A 23,744-nucleotide genomic window follows, 5' to 3' on the forward strand; every position below is an offset into this window, starting at 1 on the left:
CCTTGTGTACCCATCAACCTTACGGCTTCCGGCCACGCGCGCCGCAGCCTCCGCGCACAGTCGGGTGAACCCGGTCCGCGAGGGTGCATCACCGGTCGAATCAGGGCATCGAACACCGTATACATCCGAGCTGTGTGCGGTCGATTTCCAACAAACCCTGGACGGTGGCGGCTCAATGGCGCTATACATCGGATGACCAGAACAGAGGTCCGATGTTATTCCCCTGGGGGCGCACATGAGTCAGACCGTCACGGATTTCGAGGTCCACGACATCCGTTTCCCGACCTCGGAACAACTGGACGGCTCGGACGCCATGAACGCCGATCCCGACTACTCGGCCGCCTACGTCGTCCTGCGTACCGATGTCCCCGACCGCGCGGCCGGACCGGAGAACGGCAGCGACGGCGTGGAGGGACATGGCTTCTGCTTCACCATCGGGCGCGGCAACGAGGTGATGGCCGCCGCCATCGAGGCCCTGCGCCCCTACCTGGTGGGGCGTCCGGTGCCCCGTACCGCGGCCGATCTCGGCGCACTGCACCGCGCACTCACCCACGACTCGCAGCTGCGCTGGCTCGGCCCGGAGAAGGGCGTGATGCACATGGCGGCCGGCGCGGTCGTCAACGCCGCCTGGGACCTGGCCGCCAAGCTCGCGGGCAGACCCGTCTGGGAGTTCCTCGCCGCGATGACGCCCGAGGAGCTCGTCTCCCTCGTCGACTTCCGCTACCTCAGCGACGCCCTCACCCCCGACGAGGCGCTGGCGATCCTGCGCGCCGCCGAACCGGGCCGGGCCGAGCGCGCCGCCCGGCTGCGCGCCGAGGGGTACCCGGCGTACACCACCTCGCCCGGCTGGCTGGGCTACAGCGACGACAAGCTGGTCAGGCTGGCCAAGGAGGCCGTCGCCGACGGCTTCACCCAGATCAAGCTGAAGGTCGGCGGCAGCCTCCCGGACGACGTCCGCAGACTCGCCCTGGCCCGCGACGCCGTGGGACCCGACATCCGGATCGCCGTCGACGCCAACCAGCGCTGGGACGTCGCGGACGCGGTCGAGTGGATGACCGCGCTCGCGCCCTACGACCCGCACTGGATCGAGGAGCCCACCAGCCCCGACGACATCCTCGGCCACGCCGCCGTCCGGGCCGGACAGCCGGTCAAGGTCGCCACCGGCGAACACGGCGCCAACCGGGTCGTGTTCAAGCAGCTGCTCCAGGCCGGGGCCGTCGACTTCGTCCAGATCGACGCGGCACGGGTCGCGGGCGTCAACGAGAACCTGGCGATCCTGCTGCTCGCCGCGAAGTACGGCGTACCGGTCTGCCCGCACGCCGGCGGGGTAGGACTCTGCGAGCTGGTGCAGCACCTCTCGATGTTCGACTACGTGGCGGTGTCCGGCAGTTGGGACAACCGCGTGATCGAGTACGTCGACCATCTCCACGAACACTTCGCCGACCCCACCGTGATCGAGGCCGGCCGCTACACCGCGCCGAGCTCCCCGGGCTTCTCCGCCCGGATGCTTCCGGCGTCGATCGACGCACACCGCTATCCGGAGGGTGCCGTATGGCGCGCCCGCCGCACCGAGGAGGCCGTCCGATGACCACAACGAGCGATTTCGAGGGGATGGGCGCCCTGGTCACGGGCGGTGCCTCCGGCATCGGCGCGGCCGTCGCGGCCATGCTGCTGGCGCGCGGCGCCCGGGTGGCGGTGCTGGACCGCGAGACCGCGGGCGCCCCCGAGGGCGTCCTGGCCGTCGAGGCGGACGTCACCGACGACGGCGCCGTGCGCGAGGCGGTCGACCGGGCCGCCGCCGAACTGGGCGCCCTGCACACCGTCGTGTCCAACGCGGGCATCGGCTCCATCGGCACGGTCGAGGACAACGCCGACGACGAGTGGACCAGGGTCCTGGACATCAACGTCCTCGGCATGGTCCGCACCGCGCGGCACGCCCTGCCCCACCTGCGCCGCGCGGCGGCCGCCCGCCCCGGCGCCGTGTCGATCACCCAGACCTGCTCCATCGCGGCGACGGCCGGGCTGCCGCAGCGCGCCCTGTACAGCGCGAGCAAGGGCGCGGTCCTCTCGCTGACCCTGGCGATGGCCGCCGACCACGTCCGGGAGGGCATCCGGGTCAACTGCGTCAACCCCGGAACCGCGGACACCCCGTGGATCGGCCGGCTCCTCGGCCAGGCCGACGACCCGGCCGCCGAGCGGGCCGCGCTCAACGCCCGCCAGCCACTGGGACGACTGGTCTCGGCCGACGAGGTGGCCGCCGCGATCGTCTACCTCGCGAGCCCCGCCGCCGCCTCCGTCACCGGGACGGCGCTGGCCGTCGACGGCGGCATGCAGGGGCTGCGCCTGCGCCCCGCCGAGAGCTGACCGGGGCCGGGCGGCCCGAGCCGCGCCACCGGGCCGCCCGCCCCACCGCACCTGCACCTCCGCTTTGCCGACAGAGCTCCGAGCCGGTACTCACAAAGGACGGGACCCCAATGAGAGTGCGTACGACGAGTGCGGCGGCCTGCGCCGTACTGCTGGCAGTGACCGCCCTCGCGGGCTGCAACCGCGAGTCCAGCGCGGACGGCGCGGGCGGCGGGAAGGTCGGCATCGACCTGCCGCGCAGCGACAGCGACTTCTGGAACTCGTACCAGAACTACGTGGAGAAGGGCGTCAAGGCGGGCGAGGTCAGCGCGCTGCCGCTGACCAACTCGCAGAACGACATCGGCAAGCTCGTCGCCAACGTCCAGACCTTCACCGACCAGGGCGCCAAGGCCGTCGTGATGGCACCGCAGGACACCGGGGCGATCGCCGAGTCGCTGAACACGCTGAACGAGAAGAAGATCCCGGTCGTCAGCGTCGACACCCGCCCCGACAAGGGCGACATCTACATGGTGGTGCGCGCCGACAACAAGGCGTACGGGGCCAATGCCTGCAAGTACCTCGGCGAGCAGCTGGGGGGCAAGGGGAAGGTCGTCGAGTTCCAGGGCGACCTCTCCTCGATCAACGGCCGCGACCGGTCCGAGGCGTTCAAGGCGTGCATGGACAAGGACTTCCCCGGCATCAAGGTCTTCGAGCTGGCCACCGACTGGAAGGGCGACGTCGCCTCCGCCAAGCTCCAGGCCACCCTGGCCGCCAACCCCGACATCAACGGCATCTACATGCAGGCCGGAGGCGTCTTCCTGCAGCCCACCCTCGCCCTGCTGGAGCAGAAGAAGCTGCTGAAGCCCGCCGGTACGCCGGGGCACATCACGATCATCTCCAACGACGGCATCCCGGAGGAGTTCGACGCCATCAAGGCCGGGAAGATCGACGCGACGATCTCCCAGCCCGCCGACCTCTACGCGAAGTACGCGCTGTACTACGCCAAGGCGGCCCTGGACGGCAAGACCTTCAAGGAAGGCCCCACCGACCACGACTCCACCATCATCAAGATCCCGAACGGCTACGAGGACCAGCTCCCCGCGCCGCTGGTGACCAAGGACAACGTCGACGACCCGAAGCTGTGGGCCAACCAGCTGGAGAAGAAGAGCTGACCATGGACCAGGCACCCCCTGCCGTACAGGCGGAAGGCGTTGTCAAACGTTTCGGGCCCACCGTGGCGCTCGACGGGGTCCGGCTCACCGTGCGGCCGGGCGAGTCGCACGCCCTGGTCGGGCGCAACGGCGCGGGCAAATCGACACTGGTCGGGGTCCTGACCGGACTCCACAGGGCGGACGCGGGCACGGTCACCTTCGGTGGCGAGCCCGCGCCCGCCTTCGGGGACACCGCGGCCTGGCAGTCCAAGGTCGCCTGCGTCTACCAGAAGTCCATGGTCGTCCCGGACCTGACCGTCGCGGAGAACCTCTTCCTCAACCGCTTCGACGAGCACTCCCGCTGGATCGGCTGGGGCAGACTCCGCAGACGCGCCGAGCGGCTGCTGGCCGAATACGGCGTGGAGGTCGACCCCACCACCCGGGCCCGCGACCTCGCCGTCGAACAGCGGCAGTTCGTCGAGATCGCCAGGGCGCTGTCCTTCGGCGCCCGGCTGATCGTCCTGGACGAGCCGACCGCCCAGCTCGATGCCCGGGGCATCGGCCGGCTCTTCGAGAAGCTGCGCGAACTCCAGTCCCAGGGAGTGGCGTTCCTCTTCATCTCCCACCACTTGCAGGAGGTGTACGAGCTGTGCACGGCGGTCACCGTCTACCGCGACGCCCGCCATGTGCTGACCGCCCCCGTCGCCGACATCGCCAAGGCGGAGCTGGTGGCGGCCATGACCGGCGAGCAGTCCGCCGGAGCCACCGCCTGGCACGCTGACGGTGTCGGCGCGGCGGCGGCGGACGCCTCGGCCGCCCCGGTGCTGCGTACCGAAGGACTCACCGTCCCCGGCCAGTTCGAACCCCTGGACCTGGAGGTCCGCCCCGGCGAGGTGCTCGGCCTCGCCGGATCGGCGGCCAGCGGCAACACGGCCCTGGGGGAGACCCTGGCCGGCATGCGGAAGGCGGGCGGCGGCACGGTCCGGGTGCACGGCAGGGCCGTCCGCTCCGGCAGTGTGCCGCACGCGCTGGACGCCGGGATCGGTTACATCCCCGAGGACCGCCACGACCAGGGCCTGGTCCTGGAACGCAGTGTCGCCGAGAACGCCACGCTCACGGTCACCGACCAGCTCGGCCCCTGGGGGACCGTACTGCCCTCCCGCACCCGGGAGTTCGCCCGGTCGATGATCGCCTCGCTGGACATCAAGACACAGGGACCCGAGCAGCCCGTCTCCGGGCTCTCCGGCGGCAACCAGCAGAAGGTGGTGGTGGCCCGCGCGCTGGCCCGCGAACCCAGCGTACTGGTGGCGGTCCGGCCCACCGCCGGGGTGGACATCAAGTCCAAGGACTCGCTGCTCGGAGTGGTACGACGGGTCGCCGACGAAGGGAACGCCGCGGTGATCATCTCGGACGAGCTGGACGATCTGCGGGTCTGCGACCGGGTGCTCGCCCTGTTCCACGGCCGTGTGGTCGCGACATTCGCAAGCGGGTGGAACGACGGGGACCTCGTCGCCGCCATGGAAGGTGTGGGGGAGAGGGAATGACCGGCACGGTACGGCCCCTGACGGCCGACGGCATCGACGGCGGGCCGAAGGGCTCCCCGACCGGCGAGCGGCCGCTGGACCGGCTGAAACTGATCAGATGGAGCGACTTCTCCCTCGTACCGGTGATCCTGGTACTGATGGTGATCGGGTTCATCGTCTCGCCGGTGTTCCTGACCTCCGAGAACCTGATCAGCGTGGTCCAGCAGTCCTCCGAGCTGAGCCTCCTGGTGCTGGGGCAGGCGCTGATCCTGATCTGCGGGCGGATGGACCTGTCCCTGGAGTCGACGATCGGCATCGCACCGGTCGTCGCGATGTGGCTGGTCCTGCCCGCCGAGGGCGGCCGCTTCGCGGGCCTGGGCCTGCTGCCCACCTGGTCGGCGATCCCGCTCTGTCTGCTGGTGGGCCTCGCCATCGGCGCGGTCAACGGCTTCCTGATGCTGAAACTGAGGGTCAACGGCTTCATCGCCACGCTCGGCATGCTCACCATGCTGCGCGGCCTCCACATCGGGATCACCGAGGGCAAGTCCATCACCGACGTACCGGAGTCCTTCCGCTACCTCGGCAAGAGCGAGTGGCTCGGCGCACCGGCCGCGGTCTGGATCTGTCTGGCCCTGTTCGCCGTGGGCGGCGCCGCACTCGCCTGGCTGCGCCACGGACGTTCGCTGTACGCCATCGGCGGCAACCCGGAAGCGGCGCGCGCCGCGGGCATCCGGGTGGACCGGGTCACCTGGATCGTGCTGGCCGTCGGCGGACTGCTGGCGGCCTTCGCGGGCATCCTCTACACCGGTCACTACGGTTCGGTCGCGGCGACCCAGGGCAACGGCTGGATCTTCCAGGTGTTCGCCGCCGCGGTCATCGGCGGCATCAGCCTCAAGGGCGGCCGCGGCACCCTGTTCGGCGCGCTGACCGGTGTGCTGACGCTCCAGCTGGTGGTCAACGTGATGACCCTCGGCGGTGTCCCGGCGCTGTGGAACCAGTTCCTCAACGGCGCGATCATCATCGTCGCCCTGGTCATCTCCCGTTTCGCGAGCGGCGAGAAGCAGGACTGAGGAGCGTCTTGGGGAGGGGGCGGGCGGGCCGGCGGGCCCCGCCCGCCCCCTCCGGCGCTACAGCGTCGAACGCAGCCACTGTTCCACGCTCGCCACGTGCACCGTCGCCCAGGCCCGCGCGCCCTCCGCGTCCCGGTCCCGCAGCGCGGACACGATCGCCCGGTGCTCGTGGAGCGTACGGCTGACCGCGTCCTCCTGCGTCAGCCCGCGCCAGACCCGTGCCCGGGTGGTCGGACCCGACAGCCCGTCGAGCAGTGAGCAGAGCACCGAGTTCCCGGACGACTGCACGATGCCGCGGTGGAACTCCAGGTCGCAGGCGACCAGTTCCTCCACCGAGGGCTGCGCCCCGAGGGCGTCCAGCTGCGAGCTGAGCACATCGAGCTGGGCCTCGCTGATCCGGGTGGCGGCCATCGCCGTCGCGGCGGGCTCCAGGATCCTGCGGACCGCGAGGAACTCCAGCACCGTGTCGTCGCGGTGGAAGTCCACCACGAAGCTCAGCGCCTCCAGGAGCAACTGCGGGTCGAGGCTGGTCACATACGTGCCGTCGCCCTGGCGCACATCGAGGATGCGGATCAGCGAAAGGGCCCGTACCGCCTCCCGGAGCGAGTTGCGGGACAGCCCGAGCTCCGCGGCGAGCTCGCTCTCCTTGGGGAGCCGGTCGCCGGGGCGCAGCGCACCCGAGACGATCATTCCCTTGATCTTCTCGATCGCCTCGTCGGTGACAGCCATGACGGTCCTCCTGGATCCGGACGGGAATCAGAACTGGGTTCAGACATCCGATGTATCTCTTCATTATGCGGGTCGGAAGAGGCGGATGAACCAGGTCTGCCGCAGGTCGTCCCGGGTGCGGGCCCGCCGGGGTCAGTCCCAGAGAGTGGAGGGCGCCTCGCGCCGCACCACCGGGGCGATCTCCTCCGCGAACCGCTGGAGCGTCTCGGCCTGCTCGTCCCGGCCCAGTCCGAAGCCGTCCACGGTGACCGACTGGAGGTCGTGCCCGTACACCTCGTGCCAGCCAAGGATCTTGTCGATGATCTGCTGCGGGCTGCCGATCAGCTGAGGGCCGTCCGCGACGGCCTCCTCGATCGTCCGGAACGGCGTGTTGTACCCGGCCCGTCCCTCCAGATGCGGCCGGAACGACTGCGCCACCTTCGCCTCGTACAGCTCCTTGTACCGCTCCACGGCCTGCTGCGAGCTGTCGGCGATCAGCAGCCCGCCCGACCCCGCGGCCACCCGGGCGCGTGCCGGATCGTGACCGTACGCCTCGAACCGCTCCCGGTAGTGGTCGATCAGCCGGGCGTAGGCCGCACGGGGCTGGACGGCGTTGGCGGTGAACAGCGGATCGCCGTGGCGCGCCGCCAGTTCGGGGGAGTCGAGGCTGGTCGCCGAGCCGTGCCAGACGCGCGGCGGTCCCGCGTACGGGCGCGGCAGCGTCGTCGTGTTCTTCAGCGCGGGCCGGAACGCGCCCTCCCAGTCGACGCCCTCCTCCCTCCAGAGCCGCCGCAGCAGCTCGTACTTCTCCCGCTGGAGGTCCCACTGCCGCTCCTCGTCGAGCCCGAAGAGGTCGAAGTGGCCGGCCTCGGCGCCCTTGCCCACGACGAGTTCGATCCGGCCCCGGGAGATCTGGTCGAGCGTCGCGAAGTCCTCGGCCACCCGCACGGGATCGAGGATCGCGAGGACCGTGACACCGGTCAGCAGCCGGATGGCGGAGGTGCGGGCGGCCAGCGCGCCGAGCACCACGCCCGGGCTGGAGGAGAGGAAGGGACCGGCGTGCCGCTCGCCGACCGCGTACGCGTCGAAGCCCAGCCGTTCCGCGACGACACCGGTCCCGATCACCTCCTCGAACCGCTCGGCGGCGGAGGGGAGCCGGTGGTCGAGGGGGTGCGGGGCGTGGCCGATGAGGGAGAGCACGGAGAACTTCATGGCTCAACTGTCCCCGCGCCTTATTGCACCCGTATGGCGGCCGTGTGGCGCGTTCACCGGGGCGGGGCGCCGCGCGGGCGTGTGCCCGAGGGGCGGCTCCGCACGGGAGCCGCCCCCGAGGGTACGTCAGCCCCGGTCGCCGAGCATGGTCTCGACGTCTGCCCGGATCTCGTCCGTCGCCAGGCCCCGGATCGTCAGGGTGGTGCGGCGGCGCAGCACGTCGTCCGCGGTCTCGGCCCACTCGTGGTCGCGGGCGTAGGCGACCTGCGCCCAGATCTCCGGCGCGTCCGGGTGGATGCGGCGGGCCAGCGCGGGGTCCTCGTTGGCCATCCGGGCGATGTCGAAGGAGAGCGAGCCGTAGTGCGTGGCGAGGTGGCGGGCGGTGTCGGCCGCCATCCGGGGCCCCGGCGCGGCGCCGTCGACCAGCAGCCGGTGCGCCACCGCGTTCGGGTTGGCGATGCCCGGCAGCGGGAGCTTCTTCGGCAGGTGCGCGATCGGCTCCATGTCCTCCGCGAGCGGGTGCCCGGGGAGCGCGGCCAGCTTGTTCATCACCGTACGGCCGATGTGGCGGAAGGTCGTCCACTTGCCGCCCGCGACGGACAGCATCCCGCCGCGGCCCTCGGTCACGACCGTCTCGCGCTTGGCCTTGGAGGTGTCGCCGGGGCCGCCGGGCAGCACCCGCAGACCGGCGAAGGAGTAGGTGATCAGATCGCGCGACAGCTGCTGGTCCCTGATCGAGAACGCGGCCTCGTCGAGGATCTGGGCGGTGTCCTTCTCGTTGACCGCGACGTCCGCGGGATCGCCCTCGTACTCCTCGTCCGTGGTGCCGAGCAGCAGCATGTCCTCCCACGGCAGGGCGAAGGTGATGCGGTACTTGTCGATCGGGGTGGCCAGCGCGGCCTTCCACGGGCGGGTGCGCTTCAGCACGAGGTGCGCGCCCTTGGACAGGCGTATGGAGGGCGCCGCGTCCGGGTTCTCCATCCTGCGCAGGTGGTCGACCCACGGCCCGGTGGCGTTCAGCACGAGACGGGCGTCGACGCCGAACTCCGTGCCGTCCGTGCGGTCCTCCAGCTCGGCGCCGGTCACCCGGCCCCTGGTGAAGCGCAGGCCGGTCACCGCCGCGTGGTTGAGGACGACCGCGCCCGCGTCCACGGCCGCGCGGACGGTCATCAGCGCCATCCGGGCGTCGTTCATCTGGTCGTCGCCGTAGACCGCGACGGCCTTCAGGTTGTCGGTGCGCAGCTCGGGCACGTCGCGCCGGGCCCGCGCCGGGCTGATGACGTGTCCGACCCCGTCACCGAACGCGGAGAGCGCCGAGTACGCGAACACGCCCGCGCCGAGCTTGGCGGCGCCGTGCGGGCCGCCCTTGTAGACCGGCAGGTAGAAGGTGAGCGGATTGGCGAGGTGCGGGGCGACCTCACGGGAGACCGCGCGCCGCTCGAAGTGGTTCTCCGCGACCAGCTTCACCGCGCCGGTCTGCAGGTAGCGCAGACCGCCGTGGAGCAGCTTGGAGGAGGCGGAGGAGGTGGCGCCGGCGAAGTCGCCGGCGTCCACCAGGGCCACCCGCAGCCCGGACTGCGCGGCGTGCCAGGCGGTGGAGATGCCCAGGATGCCGCCACCGATCACCAGGAGGTCGTACGCCGCCTTGGACAGCTGCTCCCGGGTTTCGGCACGGCTCGGGAGGGAGCCGGAGGCCGGGTGGGTCCCGAGGGCCGGGACGCTCTGCAGGGTGGTCATGTCGATTACTCCTCGGCAGTGTTCTCGTCGAGCCAGCCCATGGAACGCTCCACGGCCTTGAGCCAGCTCTTGTACTCGCGGTCGCGGGTGTCCGCGTCCATGCGGGGGGTCCACTCGGCGGCCCGGCGCCAGTTGGCGCGCAGTGCGTCGGTGTCCGGCCAGAAGCCGACGGCGAGGCCGGCGGCGTAGGCGGCGCCGAGGCAGGTCGTCTCGGCGACCATCGGCCGCACCACGGGTGCGTCCAGGAAGTCGGCGAGCGTCTGCATCAGCAGGTTGTTGGAGGTCATGCCGCCGTCGACCTTGAGGGCGGACAGCTCGACCCCCGAGTCCTTGGTCATGGCGTCGGTGATCTCGCGGGTCTGCCAGGCGGTGGCCTCCAGGACGGCACGGGCGATGTGCGCCTTGGTGACGTAGCGGGTCAGTCCGGCGATGACGCCTCGGGCGTCGGAGCGCCAGTACGGGGCGAACAGGCCCGAGAACGCGGGCACGAAGTACGCGCCGCCGTTGTCCTCGACCGACAGGGCCAGGGTCTCGATCTCGGCCGCCGACTTGATCAGGCCCATCTGGTCGCGCATCCACTGCACCAGCGAACCGGTGACGGCGATGGAGCCCTCCAGGGCGTAGACCGGCTTCTGGTCCCCGATCCGGTACCCGACGGTCGTCAGCAGCCCGTTGTACGAGTTGACGGGCGTCTCACCGGTGTTCATCAGCATGAAGGTGCCGGTGCCGTAGGTGGACTTGGCCTCGCCCTCGGAGAAGCAGGTCTGGCCGAAGAGGGCCGCCTGCTGGTCACCGAGCGCGGACGCCACGGGGACCCCGTCGAGCACGCCGCCCTTGGCGGTCCCGTACACCTCGGCGGAGGAACGGATCTCGGGGAGCACCGCGGCGGGGATCTCCATCGACTGGAGGATCCGCTCGTCCCACTTCATCTCGTGCAGGTTCATCAGGAGCGTGCGCGAGGCGTTGGTGACGTCGGTGACGTGGACGCCGCCGTCGGTGCCGCCCGTCAGGTTCCAGATGACCCAGGAGTCCATGGTGCCGAAGAGGATGTCGCCGCGCTCGGCGCGCTCGCGCAGCCCCTCGACGTTGTCGAGCAGCCAGCGGACCTTGGGCCCGGCGAAGTAGGAGGCGAGCGGCAGCCCGGTCTCGCGGCGGAAGCGGTCCTGGCCGACGTTGCGGCCGAGCTCCTTGCAGAGCGCATCCGTCCGGGTGTCCTGCCAGACGAGGGCGTTGTGGACGGGCTCGCCGGTGTTCTTGTCCCAGAGCAGCGTGGTCTCGCGCTGGTTGGTGATGCCGATCGCCTTCACGTCGGCGGCCGTGATGCCCGCCTTGACGACGGCGCCGGCCACGACCTCCTGGACGTTCTCCCAGATCTCGGTCGCGTCGTGCTCGACCCAGCCCGGCTTCGGGAAGATCTGTTCGTGCTCCTTCTGGTCGACGGAGACGATCCGGCCGTCCTTGTCGAAGACGATGCAGCGGCTGGAGGTGGTGCCCTGGTCGATGGCCGCGATGAACGGGCCGGTGGTGTGTGCGTCGGTCACGGTGTGCTCCCGGAAGTCTGTGTGGTCATGGGGGTCATGGCTCTGGGCGTCACGGCTCAGGCGAAGGCGACGTTGTACAGCCCGCCCGCGATCGCGCCGCCGACGAGCGGCCCGACGACCGGGATCCACGCGTAGCCCCAGTCGGAACCGCCCTTGTTCGGCAACGGCAGCAGCGCGTGCACGATACGCGGACCGAGGTCGCGGACCGGGTTGATCGCGTAACCCGTCGGGCCGCCGAGCGAGAGACCGATCCCGACGACCACCAGCGCGGTGACCAGCGCGCCGAGCGTGCCCAGGCCGTTTCCTTCGTTGTTGAGGCCCTGGGTGAGGATCGCCAGGACCAGCACGACGGTGGCGATGATCTCCGTGGCCAGGTTCTGCACGGCGTGGCGGATCTCCGGGCCGGTGGAGAAGACGCCCAGGACCGGGCCTGCCTCCGGTGCGGCGGACTGGTCGACCATGCCGTCCTCACCCGAGTGGGCGCCCACGATCTCCGGGTCCGTCAGATGCGCCCGGAACTGCCCGTAGTACGTCAGCCAGACCAGCACCGCGCCGATCATCGCGCCGAGCAGCTGGGAGCCGAGGTAGAGCGGAACATCGCTCCACTTGGTGCCGCCCTCGATCGCGAGGCCGATGGTGACCGCCGGGTTGAGGTGCGCGCCGGAAACGCCACCGGCCAGATACGCGCCGGTCAGCACGGCGAAACCCCACCCGAAGGTGATGGCGAGCCAGCCGGCGTTCTGCGCCTTGGAGCGCTTGAGCGTGACGGCGGCACAGACACCGCCGCCGAGCAGGATGAGTACGGCGGTACCTATGGTCTCGCCGATGAAGATGTCGGAGCTGGACACCCGCGACTCCTTTGTCCTTCGTCCAGGGAAGCCGAACCCCGGGTCCCTCCGGTGGTCCGCGCCCTCGTGTGAGGGCGGTTTCCGGCCCTTGGCGCAGTCACACCCTAACGCCAATTTCCGTTAGGTGTTCGACAATGCCGACCGGTGAACGGCAATGCTTCCCCCAGGTGAATCAGCCGTCAAGGGTTGTGTGGCCTATAACTCGATCGTTACCGGCCCCGCCCGGCGGTCAGAACCGCCCGGCCCCCAGATCGCGGGAGACCGCCCGCGCGCAGTCGCGCACCGCGGCGATCAGCTCCGGGCGCAGCTCCCCGTCCGCGCAGACCCGCTCCACGGCGCCGGTCACGGCCACCGCGCCGACCGGCATCCGCCGGCGGTCGTGGATCGGGGCGGCCACCGCGGCCACGCCCTCCCAGGTCTCCTCCACATCGGCCGCCCAGCCGCGCGCCCGGATCAGGTCGAGCATCGCCTCGAACTCCTCCGCGCCGGTGACGGTGCGCGGGGTGAAGGACTGCCGCTCGGCCTCCAGGGCCTCGGTGTGCGCCACCGGGTCGTAGGCCGCGAGGACCTTGCCCAGGGCCGTGGAGTGCAGCGGCTGCATGGCCCCGACCTCCAGGACCTGCCGGCTGTCGTCGGGGCGGAAGACGTGGTGCACGATGAGGACGCCCTGCTGGTGCAGCACCCCCAGATGCGTGCTCTCGCCGCTGGAGCGGGCCAGGTCGTCCGTCCACACCAGCGCGCGGGCCCGCAGCTCGTGGACGTCCAGATAGCTGTTGCCCAGGCGCAGCAGCTCCGCGCCCAGCTGATAGCGGCCGGACGCCGCGTCCTGCTCGACGAAGCCCTCGTGCTGGAGCGTGCGCAGGATGCCGTGCGCGGTGCCCTTGGCCAGGCCCAGTGACGAGGCGATGTCGGACAGCCCCAGCCGCCGCTCGCCGCCTGCCAGCAGACGCAGCATCGCCGCCGCCCGCTCCAGCGACTGGATGTTCTTGGCCATCGCGCCGTACTCCTCCACCTCGGTTCGACAATGCTGAACACTATCGGTCGATGCCGACCCGTGCTCGACCGCTCGGCAAAACCGCGGCGCCGCTGCGAACCGGACATCCCCCCGCACAGCATGCAGTCCGTTCCGTGGGACGGAATGACGGCCCCGGGCGCCGCCCGGCTAGGCTGGCCTGGTGCGCCTTCCACCGAAGACGCAAAGCCGACAGCCGTCGCATCCCAGGGAGTACATCCATGGCCTCGTCGCCGACCCCTTCCGCCGACAGCCGGAACCGAGCCGCAGCCCTCCGTGAGGCGCTCGCCACCCGTGTGGTGGTGGCCGACGGTGCCATGGGCACCATGCTCCAGGCGCAGGACCCGTCCCTCGACGACTTCCAGAACCTGGAAGGCTGCAACGAGATCCTGAACGTCACCCGCCCCGACATCGTGCGCTCCGTGCACGAGGAGTACTTCGGCGTCGGCGTGGACTGCGTGGAGACGAACACCTTCGGCGCCAACCTGGCGGCCCTGGGCGAGTACGACATTCCCGAGCGGGTCTTCGAGCTCTCCGAATCCGGCGCGCGCATCGCCCGCGAGGTCGCCGACGAGTTCACCGTCGCCACCGGACAGCAGCGCTGGGTGCTCGGCTCGATGGGCCCCGGTACGAAGCTGCCCACGCTGGGCCACGCCCCGTACACCAAGCTCCGCGACGCCTATCAGAGCAACGCCGAGGGCATGATCGCCGGCGGCGCCGACGCCCTGCTGATCGAGACCACCCAGGACCTGCTCCAGACCAAGGCCTCCATCATCGGCGCCCGCCGCGCCCTGGAGGCCACCGGGGCCGACCTCCCGGTGATCTGCTCCGTCACCGTCGAGACGACCGGCACCATGCTGCTCGGCTCCGAGATCGGCGCGGCGCTCACCGCCCTGGAACCCCTCGGCATCGACCTCATCGGCCTGAACTGCGCCACCGGCCCCGCCGAGATGAGCGAGCACCTGCGCTACCTCGCCCGGCACTCCCGTGTCCCGCTCTCCTGCATGCCCAACGCCGGCCTCCCCGTGCTCGGCAAGGACGGCGCGCACTACCCCCTCTCCCCGGCCGAGCTGGCCGACGCGCAGGAGACCTTCGTCCGGGAGTACGGCCTCTCGCTGGTCGGCGGCTGCTGCGGGACGACCCCGGAGCACCTGCGCCAGGTCGTCGAGCGGGTCCGCGGCACCGCCGTCACCCCCCGCACCCCGCGCCCCGAGCCGGGCGCCGCCTCGCTCTACCAGACCGTCCCGTTCCGCCAGGACACCTCGTACATGGCGATCGGCGAGCGCACGAACGCCAACGGATCGAAGAAGTTCCGCGAGGCCATGCTCGAAGCCCGCTGGGACGACTGCGTGGAGATGGCCCGTGACCAGATCCGCGAGGGCGCGCACATGCTCGACCTCTGCGTCGACTACGTGGGCCGTGACGGCGTGGCGGACATGGAGGAGCTGGCGGGGCGGTTCGCCACGGCGTCCACGCTCCCGATCGTGCTGGACTCCACGGAGCTGCCCGTCCTGCGGGCCGGCCTGGAGAAGCTGGGCGGGCGCGCCGTCCTGAACTCGGTCAACTACGAGGACGGCGACGGCCCCGAGTCCCGGTTCGCCAAGGTCACCGCGCTGGCCGTGGAGCACGGCGCCGCGCTGATCGCGCTGACCATCGACGAGGAGGGCCAGGCCCGCACCGTCGAGCACAAGGTCGCCGTCGCCGAGCGGCTGATCGCGGACCTGACCGGCAACTGGGGCGTCCAGGAGTCGGACATCCTCATCGACACCCTGACCTTCACCATCTGCACCGGCCAGGAGGAGTCGCGCGGCGACGGCATCGCCACCATCGAGGCGATCCGCGAGCTGAAGCGGCGCCACCCCGACGTGCAGACCACGCTGGGCCTGTCCAACATCTCCTTCGGCCTCAACCCGGCCGCCCGTGTCGTGCTGAACTCCGTCTTCCTCGACGAGTGCGTCAAGGCCGGACTCGACTCGGCGATCGTGCACGCCTCCAAGATCCTGCCGATCGCCCGCCTGGACGAGGAGCAGGTCAAGGTCGCCCTCGACCTGGTGTACGACCGCCGCGCCGAGGGCTACGACCCCCTCCAGAAGCTCATGGAGCTCTTCGAGGGCGTCAGCACGAAGTCGATGAAGGCGGGCAAGGCCGAGGAGCTGCTGGCCCTGCCGCTCGACGAACGGCTCCAGCGCCGCATCATCGACGGGGAGAAGAACGGTCTGGAGGGCGACCTCGACGAGGCCCTGCTGACCCGCCCGGCGCTCGACATCGTCAACGACACCCTCCTGGAGGGCATGAAGGTCGTCGGCGAGCTCTTCGGCTCCGGCCAGATGCAGCTGCCGTTCGTCCTCCAGTCCGCCGAGGTCATGAAGACCGCGGTGGCGCACCTCGAACCGCACATGGAGAAGTCCGACGCCGAGGGCAAGGGCACCATCGTCCTGGCCACCGTCCGCGGCGACGTGCACGACATCGGCAAGAACCTCGTCGACATCATCCTGTCCAACAACGGCTACAACGTCGTCAACCTCGGCATCAAGCAGCCCGTCTCCGCGATCCTGGAAGCCGCCGAGGAGCACCGCGCCGACGTCATCGGCATGTCCGGCCTCCTGGTCAAGTCCACCGTGATCATGAAGGAGAACCTGGAGGAGCTGAACCAGCGCAAGATGGCCGCCGACTTCCCCGTCATCCTCGGCGGCGCGGCCCTCACCCGGGCCTACGTCGAGCAGGACCTCCACGAGATCTACGAGGGCGAGGTCCGCTACGCCCGCGACGCGTTCGAGGGGCTGCGCCTGATGGACGCGCTGATCGCGGTCAAGCGCGGTGTCCCGGGCGCGGTGCTGCCCGAGCTCAAGCAGCGCCGGGTGCCCAAGCGCGACACCGCGGTCCTGGAGGTCGAGGAGCCGGAGGAGGGCGTCCGTTCCGACGTCGCCGTCGACAACCCGGTCCCCGAGCCGCCCTTCTGGGGCACCCGGGTCGTCAAGGGCATCCAGCTCAAGGAGTACGCGTCCTGGCTCGACGAGGGCGCCCTCTTCAAGGGCCAGTGGGGCCTGAAGCAGGCCCGCGCCGGTGACGGACCGACGTACGAGGAGCTGGTGGAGAGCGAGGGCCGCCCGCACCTGCGCGGCTGGCTCGACAAGCTCCACACCGAGAACCTGCTGGAAGCCGCCGTCGTCTACGGCTACTTCCCGTGCGTGTCCAAGGGCGACGACCTGATCCTGCTCCACGAGGACGGCTCCGAGCGGACCCGCTTCACCTTCCCCCGCCAGCGCCGCGGCCGCCGCCTCTGCCTCGCGGACTTCTTCCGTCCCGAGGAGTCCGGCGAGACGGACGTGATCGGCCTCCAGGTGGTCACCGTCGGCTCGAAGATCGGCGGCGAGACCGCGAAGCTCTTCGAGGCCAACGCCTACCGCGACTACCTGGAGCTGCACGGCCTGTCCGTGCAGCTGGCCGAGGCCCTCGCCGAGTACTGGCACGCCCGGGTCCGCTCGGAGCTGGGCTTCGGGGGCGAGGACCCGTCCGACGTCGAGGACATGTTCGCGCTGAAGTACCGGGGGGCGCGCTTCTCCCTCGGCTACGGCGCCTGCCCCGACCTGGAGGACCGGGCGAAGATCGCCGAGCTGCTCCAGCCGGAGCGGATCGGGGTGCACCTCTCGGAGGAGTTCCAGCTGCACCCGGAGCAGTCCACCGACGCGATCGTCATCCATCACCCGGAGGCGAAGTACTTCAACGCCCGGTAGGACGTCGTTCGACGCGCGGTAGCGGGACACGTCGTAGACTGGTCGGTCCAGTGCAGGCCGGTCGCCCTTCCCACGGGAAATGGCGGCCGGCCTTCTCGTCCCTTACGGAAGGTGTGCCGGATGACCAGCACGGTCCCCGCGTCCTTGACCCGCACGGCCGAGGACGCCGCGCTCCAGGCCGTCCTCCTCGACATGGACGGCACCCTCGTCGACACCGAGGGATTCTGGTGGGACGCGGAGGTGGAGGTCTTCGCCGAGCTGGGGCACCGGCTCGACGAGGCATGGCGGGACGTGGTGGTCGGCGGGCCGATGACCCGCAGCGCCGGGTACCTCATCGACGTCACCGGCGCGGACATCGGGCTCGGTGAACTCACCGTGCTGCTCAACGACCGCTTCGAGCAGCGGATCGGCCGCGGTGTGCCGCTGATGCCCGGCGCGGAGCGGCTGCTGGCCGAGCTGGTCAGGCACGAGATCCCCACCGCCCTGGTCTCCGCCTCGCACCGGCGGATCATCGACCGGGTGCTGGACTCGGTGGGGCGCCACCACTTCTCCCTGACCGTCGCGGGCGACGAGGTCTCCCGGACGAAGCCCCACCCGGAGCCCTATCTCACCGCGGCCTCCGGCTTCGGCGCGGTGCCCGAGCGCTGCGCGGTCATCGAGGACACCGCGACCGGGGTCGCGGCCGCGGAGGCGGCGGGCTGCCGGGTGGTCGCCGTCCCGTCGGTCGCGCCCATCGCCCCCGCGTCCGGCCGGGTGGTCGTCCGCTCGCTCGAAGAGGTCGATCTCGCCTTCCTCCGGGGTCTGGTCACGGGAACGCGTTGATCCGGGCACCGAGAGTATTTCTGTGAATGAACGGAAAAACTCTCGGCGCCGGATGGTGCTTTTTCTGTCGGGTGGACGTGTGGGAATGCCGGGGCGCGATAAAGGATTCGAACAGAGAAAAGCGTGAGTTTCATCACCCGAATGGGCTTCGGAAGGGTTTCAGGATCGCCCGGCGCGTCTGTTCCGGGTGTCGCGATGTCCCGGTTCATTGCGTTATTCGCGAAACCCTTCCGGCGCGGGAAACAGGCGCGCCGCGCAGGTCCCGCACCCTGTGACGAGGCGTCGGCACTTCACCGGTCCGGCCGTGCCCCGGGCGCGCACTAAGGTCGCTTTCTCCATGCACGGATGAGGGAGAGCGTCCACGATGAACCGCAAGACTCTGGTGCTGCCGGCCGTGGCCGGCCTGCTCGCGCCCGTACTCGCCGCCTGCGGCGCGTCGGATGACGGGGGCCAGGGCAAGGCCGCCATCGTCGTCGGCACCACGGACCAGTTCGTCGCCTCGAAGGACAGTCCCGCGCCGCTCGATCCCGCCATCGGCTACGAGGCCGGTGTGTGGAACGTGCTCCGGCAGACCGTCCAGACCCTGGTCCATGTGCCGCGGGGCGGCGGCGAGCCGGTGCCCGAAGCCGCGGAGAGCTGCACCTTCACGGACACCCAGAGCGAAAGCTACCGCTGCAGGCTCCGCGGCGGCCTGAAGTTCGCCGACGGCAAGCCCGTGACCGCCGACGACGTGAAGTACTCCATCGACCGCGTCATCCGCATCGACGCCCCCAACGGGCCCGTCGCCCTGCTCGACAACATCGACACCGTCGAGACCCAGGGCGAGCGGGAGGTCATCTTCCATCTGCGTGCCCCGGACGCCACCTTCCCGTACAAACTCGCCACCCCGGTCGCCGGGATCGTGCCGCGGAACCGGTACGACGCGAAATCCGTGCGCACCGGATTCCAGGTGGACGGCTCGGGCCCGTACACCATGAAGCCGGAGGTCGAGAACCACCGGATCGTCAAGGTGCTCTTCACGAAGAACCCCCATTACAAGGGGGACGTGAAGGTGCGCAATGAAAAGGTCGAGCTGGACGTCTTCCCCGACGCGAAGGCCATGGGCAAGGCCCTGGACAGCCGGAAGATCGACATGATGACCCGCACCATGTCGCCCGAGCAGTCCCAGCGGATGCTCGAAAACCCCAGCGACGACATCAAGCTCACCGAGGTGCCCGGCCTCGCCATCCACTTCCTCGGCTTCAACACCAAGGACCCGGCCGTGCGGAACAAGGCCGTCCGCCAGGCCATGGCCCAGATCGTCGACCGCGGCGAGATCGCGAGCAAGGTGTACGGCACCACGGCCGAGCCGCTGTACTCGCTGATCCCGTCCGGGATCACCGCGCACACCAACGCCTTCTACAACGCGTACGGCGAACCCAGCACCGAGAAGGCCGCGGCGATCCTGCACGCCGCGGGCGTCGAGACCCCGGTGAAGGTCACGCTCCACTACCCGACCGACCGCGTCGGCGCCGGCACCCCCGCCGAGTTCGCGACCCTGAAGAAGCAGTTCGACGACACCGGGCTGTTCGACATCACCGTCCAGGGCAGCCCCTGGGCGACGTACCGCCCGGCACAGCTGCGCGGCGACTACGCCGTCTACGGCATGGGCTGGTTCCCCGACTTCCCGGACCCGGACAACTTCATCGCGCCGTTCCTCGACCGGAACAACTTCCTCAACTCGCCCTACACCTCGACCGCGGCGCAGAAGACGCTGATCCCGCAGTCCCGCCGGGAGACCGACCGCAGCGCCGCCACCAAGACCTTCCAGCGGCTCCAGGACATCGTCGCCACGGACGTCCCCGTGCTGCCGATCTCGCAGGGCAAGCAGTACGTCGCCTCGCGCGACGGCCTCACCGGCGTCGAATGGGCGGTCAACTCCTCCGCCGACCTCCAGCTCTGGGAGCTGGCGAAGGACGCGCACTGAGCCCGGACGGCGATCCGGCCCCGGCGGGGGACACCCACCGGGGCCGGGAAGCGGGGGTCACTGGGCGCCGGGGCGCACCAGACCGCTCTCGTACGCGTACACGGCGGCCTGCACCCGGTCGCGCAGACCGAGCTTGGTCAGCACGTGACCGACATGGGTCTTGACCGTCGTCTCGCTGACGAACAGGTCCGCGGCGATCTCGGCATTCGACAGACCGCGCGCCACCAGCTTCAGCACCTCGACCTCGCGGTCGGTCAGCGTGTGCAGGGTGTCGGGCACCGGCTCCTCGCCGGAGGGCAGGTGGTCCGCGTACTTGTCGAGGAGCCTGCGGGTGATGCTCGGCGCGAGCATCGCCTCGCCCGCCGCGACCACCCGGATGGCCTGCACCAGCTCATGGGCCGGAGCGTCCTTCAGCAGGAAGCCGCTGGCACCGGCGCGCAGCGCCTCCACCACGTACTCGTCGAGGTCGAAGGTGGTCAGCACCAGCACCTTCGCCGGGCCGTCGCGGCCCGGACCGGTGATCTGGCGCGTCGCCTCGACGCCGTCCATCCGCGGCATACGGATGTCCATCAGCACCACATCGGGCTGCAGCGCCCGCACCTGGTCGAGCGCCTGGAGACCGTCACCGGCCTCGCCCACCACCGCGAGATCGCCCTCCGCCTCCAGAATCATCCGGAAGCCGGTGCGCAGCAGCGGTTGGTCGTCGACCAGTAGGACGCGGATAGCCACAGGGTCTCCTTCACGGTCCTTCGAGTTCACGGCCCTTCGAGAGCCACAGACCGGCCGGCCTCGGCGCGGACCGGGTCCATTCTGCCCTGCGCGTCCTGCCCCGGCTCCGCCGGGCGGACCGTCAAGGGATAGACCGGGGGAGTGCCGCCGAATTCGGGACAGACCGACCGGTGGTCGCACCAGCCGCAGAGCTTCGTGGGCCGGGGCCGCCACTCGCCCGTCTCCGTGGCCAGCCGGATCGCGTCCCACAGCGCCAGAAGCTTCCGCTCCACCCGCTCCAGGTCCGCCACCACCGGGTCGTACGTCAGGACGTCCCCGCTGCCGAGGTAGACCAGCTGGAGCCGGCGCGGCACCACACCCTTCAGCCGCCAGATCACCAGCGCGTAGAACTTCATCTGGAAGAGCGCGCCCTCCGCGTACTCCGGGCGGGGCGCCTTTCCCGTCTTGTAGTCGACGATCCGGACCTCGCCCGTCGGCGCCACGTCGATCCGGTCGATCACCCCGCGCAGCCGCAGCCCCGACTCCAGCTCCGTCTCGACGAAGAGCTCCCGCTCGGCGGGCTCCAGGCGCGTCGGATCCTCCAGCGAGAACCACCGCTCCACCAGGCTCTCCGCCTCCGAGAGCCAGCGCGCCAGCCGCTCGCCGCCGGGGTCGTCGGCGAACAGCTCCGACAGCTCCGGCTTGGACTCCAGCAGCCGGTCCCACTGCGCCGGGACCAGCGCCGTGGCCCGGCCCGAGGTGCGCTCGACCGCGGGATTGTCGAACAGCCGCTCCAGCACCGCATGCACCAGCGTGCCCCGGGTAGCCGCCTCGCTGGGCTTCTCCGGCAGCTTGTCGATGACCCGGAAGCGGTACAGCAGCGGACACTGCATGAAATCACTCGCCCGCGACGGCGACAGGGAGGAAGGCGGCTGAGCGGGCCGCGGCAGGGAGGTCATGTCGAAGACCCTACGGCCCGCCACCGACAGCGGGCGGCATACCATCGACCACACAGCCTCGAACACTGCATGATCGTGCCGTACGGCACCGACCGAAGGGACCCCGTGGACGAGAGCGGCGACAGCGGGCGCCCGCAGCCCGGCGCAGGGGGACAGGCCCCCGGCACCGGACCCGACAAGGGCGAACCGCAGCGCCCCGAAGAGCCCGGAGGCGGCATTCTCATGGGCCGCCCCTTCGGCGTGCCGGTGTACGTCGCGCCCAGCTGGTTCCTCGTGGCCGCGCTGATCACCTGGGTCTTCGGCGGCCAGCTGGAACGCGTGCTGCCCGAGCTCGGCGCGGCGCGCTACCTGGTCTCCCTCTTCTTCGCGATCGCCTTCTACGCCTCCGTGCTCGTCCACGAGCTCGCCCACACCGTCGTGGCGCTGCGCTACAAGCTTCCGGTGCGCCGCATCCAGCTCCAGTTCTTCGGGGGCGTCTCCGAGATCGAGAAGGAGTCCGAGACCCCGGGCCGCGAGTTCCTGCTCGCCTTCGTCGGACCGCTGCTCTCGCTGGTCCTCGCGGGCGTCTTCTACGCCGGGATGAAGTTCGTCGCGCCCGGCACCGTGCCCGGTGTGCTGCTCGCCGGGCTGATGATCTCCAACCTCCTGGTCGCCGCCTTCAACCTCCTGCCCGGCCTCCCGCTGGACGGCGGACGCATGCTGCGCGCCGTCGTCTGGAAGATCACCGGCCGGCCGATGAGCGGCACCGTCGCCGCCGCCTGGGTCGGCCGCGCCCTCGCCGTCATCACGCTGATCGGCCTCCCGCTGCTCACCCACACCGGGACCTTCGGGAACGACCCCGGCGACCTCAGCGGCATGGACACCATCACCGACGCGCTGCTCGCCGCCATCCTCGCCGCGATCATCTGGACCGGAGCGGGCAACAGCCTGCGCATGGCCCGGCTGCGCGAACACCTCCCCGAGCTGCGCGCCCGCACCCTCACCCGGCGCGCCGTCCCGGTGGAGGCGGCCACCCCGCTCTCCGAGGCCCTGCGCCGGGCCAACGAGGCGGGCGCCCGCGCGCTCGTCGTCGTCGACGGACACGGCGCACCGAAGGGCATCGTCCGGGAGACGGCCATCGTCGGCGTGCCGGAACACCGCCGCCCCTGGGTCGCCGTCAGCGGCCTCGCCCAGGACCTCACCGACGGCATGAAGGTCTCCGCCGAACTGTCCGGCGAGGCGCTCCTGGACCGGCTCAAGGCCAGCCCGGCCACCGAGTACCTCGTCCTGGAGGAGACCGGCGAGATCTACGGCGTCCTCTCCACCGCCGATGTCGAACGCGCGTTCGTCGCGGCCCTGGCCCGGCCGGCCGCCTGACCGCTCCGGGCTCGCGGCGGGAGCCCGGGGAATCACCGGTAGGCTGGTCACATGTCTGAACCGACCGGTGCCGCCCGCCGACGCGGGCCCTTCAAGGTCGGGGACCAGGTCCAGCTCACCGATCCCAAGGGACGCCACTACACCTTCACGCTCGAAGCCGGAAAGAACTTCCACACCCACAAGGGTTCTTTCCCGCACGACGAGCTGATCGGTGCCCCCGAGGGCAGTGTGGTCCGAACCACGGGAAACGTCGCCTATCTCGCGCTGCGCCCCCTGCTCCCCGACTACGTCCTGTCCATGCCCCGCGGCGCCGCCGTGGTCTACCCCAAGGACGCGGGGCAGATCCTGGCCTTCGCCGACATCTTCCCCGGCGCCCGCGTCGTGGAGGCCGGGGTCGGCTCCGGCTCGCTCTCCACCTTCCTGCTGCGCGCCATCGGCGACCAGGGCATGCTGCACTCCTACGAGCGCCGCGAGGACTTCGCCGAGATCGCCCAGCAGAACGTGGAGCGCTACTTCGGCGAACCGCACCCGGCCTGGCAGCTCACCGTCGGCGACCTCCAGGACAACCTCTCGGACACCGACGTCGACCGCGTCGTCCTGGACATGCTCGCCCCCTGGGAGTGCCTGGAGGCCGTCTCCAAGGCGCTGGTGCCCGGCGGCATCCTCTGCGCGTACGTCGCCACCACGACCCAGCTCGCGCGGACCGTCGAGTCCATCCGCGAGATCGGCTGCTTCGCCGAGCCGCAGCCCTGGGAATCGATGATCCGGAACTGGCACGTCGAGGGCCTGGCCGTCCGCCCGGACCACCGCATGATCGGCCACACCGGCTTCCTCGTCACCGCCCGCCGCCTGGCCGACGGCGTGGAGGCGCCGCTGCGCCGCCGCCGCCCCGCCAAGGGCGCGTACGGCGAGGACTACGACGGTCCCGGCAGCCAGAGCGGCTCCTCCCGCGGCTGACCGCGCAACGTACCGGCGCCGCCGCCGAGTTCCCGGACCGACCCGGGAACTCGACGGCGGCGCCTCTTCGTTACCGGTACGGGGACGCCGTCCCGAC

At 70.7% G+C, this 23,744-nt stretch carries 18 protein-coding genes; 10 read left to right on the forward strand and 8 right to left on the reverse strand.

Annotated elements, in window-relative coordinates; genetic code table 11:
- Positions 1-235 precede the first annotated feature (235 nt).
- From ACFVFH_RS18245 to ACFVFH_RS18265, 5 genes are all read left to right on the forward strand, one after another.
- Positions 236-1,588, forward strand: coding sequence for an enolase C-terminal domain-like protein (locus ACFVFH_RS18245; RefSeq protein ID WP_383769407.1), 1,353 nt, complete (start codon positions 236-238; stop codon positions 1,586-1,588).
- A complete protein-coding gene (locus ACFVFH_RS18250) occupies positions 1,585-2,364 on the forward strand; it encodes an SDR family NAD(P)-dependent oxidoreductase (RefSeq protein WP_383769410.1) in 780 nt (259 codons plus the stop codon). The genes ACFVFH_RS18245 and ACFVFH_RS18250 overlap by 4 nt, the downstream gene beginning before the upstream one ends.
- Positions 2,365-2,474: 110 nt before the next feature.
- Complete coding sequence (locus ACFVFH_RS18255) at positions 2,475-3,515, forward strand: sugar ABC transporter substrate-binding protein (protein WP_383769413.1); 1,041 nt, start codon at positions 2,475-2,477, stop codon at positions 3,513-3,515.
- 2 nt (positions 3,516-3,517) lie between these two features.
- Positions 3,518-5,038 (forward strand): sugar ABC transporter ATP-binding protein, encoded by a 1,521-nt coding sequence (locus ACFVFH_RS18260; protein ID WP_383769416.1) that lies wholly within the window; start codon positions 3,518-3,520, stop codon positions 5,036-5,038.
- On the forward strand, positions 5,035-6,087 hold the full coding sequence (locus ACFVFH_RS18265; RefSeq protein WP_383769418.1) for an ABC transporter permease: 1,053 nt from the start codon (positions 5,035-5,037) through the stop codon (positions 6,085-6,087). Before ACFVFH_RS18260 ends, ACFVFH_RS18265 begins: the two co-directional genes overlap by 4 nt.
- A 57-nt stretch (positions 6,088-6,144) precedes the next feature.
- Here ACFVFH_RS18265 and ACFVFH_RS18270 read toward each other — a convergent pair whose 3' ends face one another.
- The 6 genes from ACFVFH_RS18270 to ACFVFH_RS18295 all read right to left on the reverse strand — a co-directional run bounded on the left by ACFVFH_RS18270 (position 6,145) and on the right by ACFVFH_RS18295 (position 13,127).
- On the reverse strand, positions 6,145-6,816 hold the full coding sequence (locus ACFVFH_RS18270; protein WP_383769421.1) for a FadR/GntR family transcriptional regulator: 672 nt from the start codon (positions 6,814-6,816) through the stop codon (positions 6,145-6,147).
- A gap of 132 nt (positions 6,817-6,948) precedes the next feature.
- Complete coding sequence (locus tag ACFVFH_RS18275; protein ID WP_383769423.1) at positions 6,949-8,007, reverse strand: LLM class flavin-dependent oxidoreductase; 1,059 nt, start codon at positions 8,005-8,007, stop codon at positions 6,949-6,951.
- A 126-nt stretch (positions 8,008-8,133) separates the two neighbouring features.
- A complete protein-coding gene (locus tag ACFVFH_RS18280; protein ID WP_383769426.1) occupies positions 8,134-9,744 on the reverse strand; it encodes an FAD-dependent oxidoreductase in 1,611 nt (536 codons plus the stop codon).
- Between the two features lie 5 nt (positions 9,745-9,749).
- Entirely contained in the window at positions 9,750-11,285 is a 1,536-nt protein-coding gene (gene glpK / locus ACFVFH_RS18285; RefSeq protein ID WP_383769429.1) for a glycerol kinase GlpK, read from the reverse strand.
- Between the two features lie 56 nt (positions 11,286-11,341).
- Positions 11,342-12,133, reverse strand: coding sequence for an MIP/aquaporin family protein (locus tag ACFVFH_RS18290; protein WP_383769431.1), 792 nt, complete (start codon positions 12,131-12,133; stop codon positions 11,342-11,344).
- A 229-nt stretch (positions 12,134-12,362) separates the two neighbouring features.
- On the reverse strand, positions 12,363-13,127 hold the full coding sequence (locus ACFVFH_RS18295) for an IclR family transcriptional regulator (RefSeq protein WP_383769434.1): 765 nt from the start codon (positions 13,125-13,127) through the stop codon (positions 12,363-12,365).
- Positions 13,128-13,366: 239 nt separating this feature from the next.
- Between ACFVFH_RS18295 and metH the strand changes: the two genes are divergently transcribed.
- The 3 genes from metH to ACFVFH_RS18310 all read left to right on the forward strand — a co-directional run bounded on the left by metH (position 13,367) and on the right by ACFVFH_RS18310 (position 19,667).
- On the forward strand, positions 13,367-16,879 hold the full coding sequence (metH, locus tag ACFVFH_RS18300) for a methionine synthase (protein ID WP_383769437.1): 3,513 nt from the start codon (positions 13,367-13,369) through the stop codon (positions 16,877-16,879).
- Between the two features lie 120 nt (positions 16,880-16,999).
- Positions 17,000-17,701 carry an HAD family hydrolase gene (locus tag ACFVFH_RS18305; protein ID WP_383769439.1) on the forward strand — a complete coding sequence of 234 codons (702 nt, stop codon included), beginning with the start codon at positions 17,000-17,002 and terminating at the stop codon, positions 17,699-17,701.
- A gap of 364 nt (positions 17,702-18,065) precedes the next feature.
- Positions 18,066-19,667, forward strand: coding sequence for an ABC transporter substrate-binding protein (locus tag ACFVFH_RS18310; protein WP_383769441.1), 1,602 nt, complete (start codon positions 18,066-18,068; stop codon positions 19,665-19,667).
- Between the two features lie 57 nt (positions 19,668-19,724).
- Here ACFVFH_RS18310 and ACFVFH_RS18315 read toward each other — a convergent pair whose 3' ends face one another.
- Positions 19,725-20,396, reverse strand: coding sequence for a response regulator transcription factor (locus tag ACFVFH_RS18315; RefSeq protein WP_361448414.1), 672 nt, complete (start codon positions 20,394-20,396; stop codon positions 19,725-19,727).
- A 26-nt stretch (positions 20,397-20,422) separates the two neighbouring features.
- Complete coding sequence (locus ACFVFH_RS18320) at positions 20,423-21,268, reverse strand: RecB family exonuclease (protein ID WP_383769932.1); 846 nt, start codon at positions 21,266-21,268, stop codon at positions 20,423-20,425.
- Positions 21,269-21,439: 171 nt separating this feature from the next.
- Between ACFVFH_RS18320 and ACFVFH_RS18325 the strand changes: the two genes are divergently transcribed.
- Positions 21,440-22,690 (forward strand): site-2 protease family protein, encoded by a 1,251-nt coding sequence (locus tag ACFVFH_RS18325; RefSeq protein ID WP_383769934.1) that lies wholly within the window; start codon positions 21,440-21,442, stop codon positions 22,688-22,690.
- Between the two features lie 51 nt (positions 22,691-22,741).
- On the forward strand, positions 22,742-23,647 hold the full coding sequence (locus ACFVFH_RS18330; RefSeq protein ID WP_124718703.1) for a tRNA (adenine-N1)-methyltransferase: 906 nt from the start codon (positions 22,742-22,744) through the stop codon (positions 23,645-23,647).
- The last annotated feature ends 97 nt before the right edge of the window (positions 23,648-23,744 follow it).

It is taken from the genome of Streptomyces sp. NPDC057697, from assembly GCF_042799335.1.
Classification (GTDB): domain Bacteria; phylum Actinomycetota; class Actinomycetes; order Streptomycetales; family Streptomycetaceae; genus Streptomyces.

Excerpts from the sequence above, each read along its gene's own strand:
- ACFVFH_RS18275 (WP_383769423.1), bottom strand. The coding sequence starts at position 8,007 with ATGAAGTTCTCCGTGCTCTCCCTCATCGGCCACGCCCCGCACCCCCTC.
- ACFVFH_RS18320 (WP_383769932.1), bottom strand. The coding sequence starts at position 21,268 with ATGCAGTGTCCGCTGCTGTACCGCTTCCGGGTCATCGACAAGCTGCCG.
- ACFVFH_RS18255 (WP_383769413.1), top strand. The coding sequence starts at position 2,475 with ATGAGAGTGCGTACGACGAGTGCGGCGGCCTGCGCCGTACTGCTGGCA.
- ACFVFH_RS18305 (WP_383769439.1), top strand. The coding sequence starts at position 17,000 with ATGACCAGCACGGTCCCCGCGTCCTTGACCCGCACGGCCGAGGACGCC.
- ACFVFH_RS18265 (WP_383769418.1), top strand. The coding sequence starts at position 5,035 with ATGACCGGCACGGTACGGCCCCTGACGGCCGACGGCATCGACGGCGGG.
- ACFVFH_RS18260 (WP_383769416.1), top strand. The coding sequence starts at position 3,518 with ATGGACCAGGCACCCCCTGCCGTACAGGCGGAAGGCGTTGTCAAACGT.
- ACFVFH_RS18330 (WP_124718703.1), top strand. The coding sequence starts at position 22,742 with ATGTCTGAACCGACCGGTGCCGCCCGCCGACGCGGGCCCTTCAAGGTC.
- ACFVFH_RS18270 (WP_383769421.1), bottom strand. The coding sequence starts at position 6,816 with ATGGCTGTCACCGACGAGGCGATCGAGAAGATCAAGGGAATGATCGTC.
- ACFVFH_RS18295 (WP_383769434.1), bottom strand. The coding sequence starts at position 13,127 with ATGGCCAAGAACATCCAGTCGCTGGAGCGGGCGGCGGCGATGCTGCGT.
- metH (WP_383769437.1), top strand. The coding sequence starts at position 13,367 with ATGGCCTCGTCGCCGACCCCTTCCGCCGACAGCCGGAACCGAGCCGCA.
- ACFVFH_RS18310 (WP_383769441.1), top strand. The coding sequence starts at position 18,066 with ATGAACCGCAAGACTCTGGTGCTGCCGGCCGTGGCCGGCCTGCTCGCG.
- ACFVFH_RS18280 (WP_383769426.1), bottom strand. The coding sequence starts at position 9,744 with ATGACCACCCTGCAGAGCGTCCCGGCCCTCGGGACCCACCCGGCCTCC.
- ACFVFH_RS18245 (WP_383769407.1), top strand. The coding sequence starts at position 236 with ATGAGTCAGACCGTCACGGATTTCGAGGTCCACGACATCCGTTTCCCG.
- ACFVFH_RS18250 (WP_383769410.1), top strand. The coding sequence starts at position 1,585 with ATGACCACAACGAGCGATTTCGAGGGGATGGGCGCCCTGGTCACGGGC.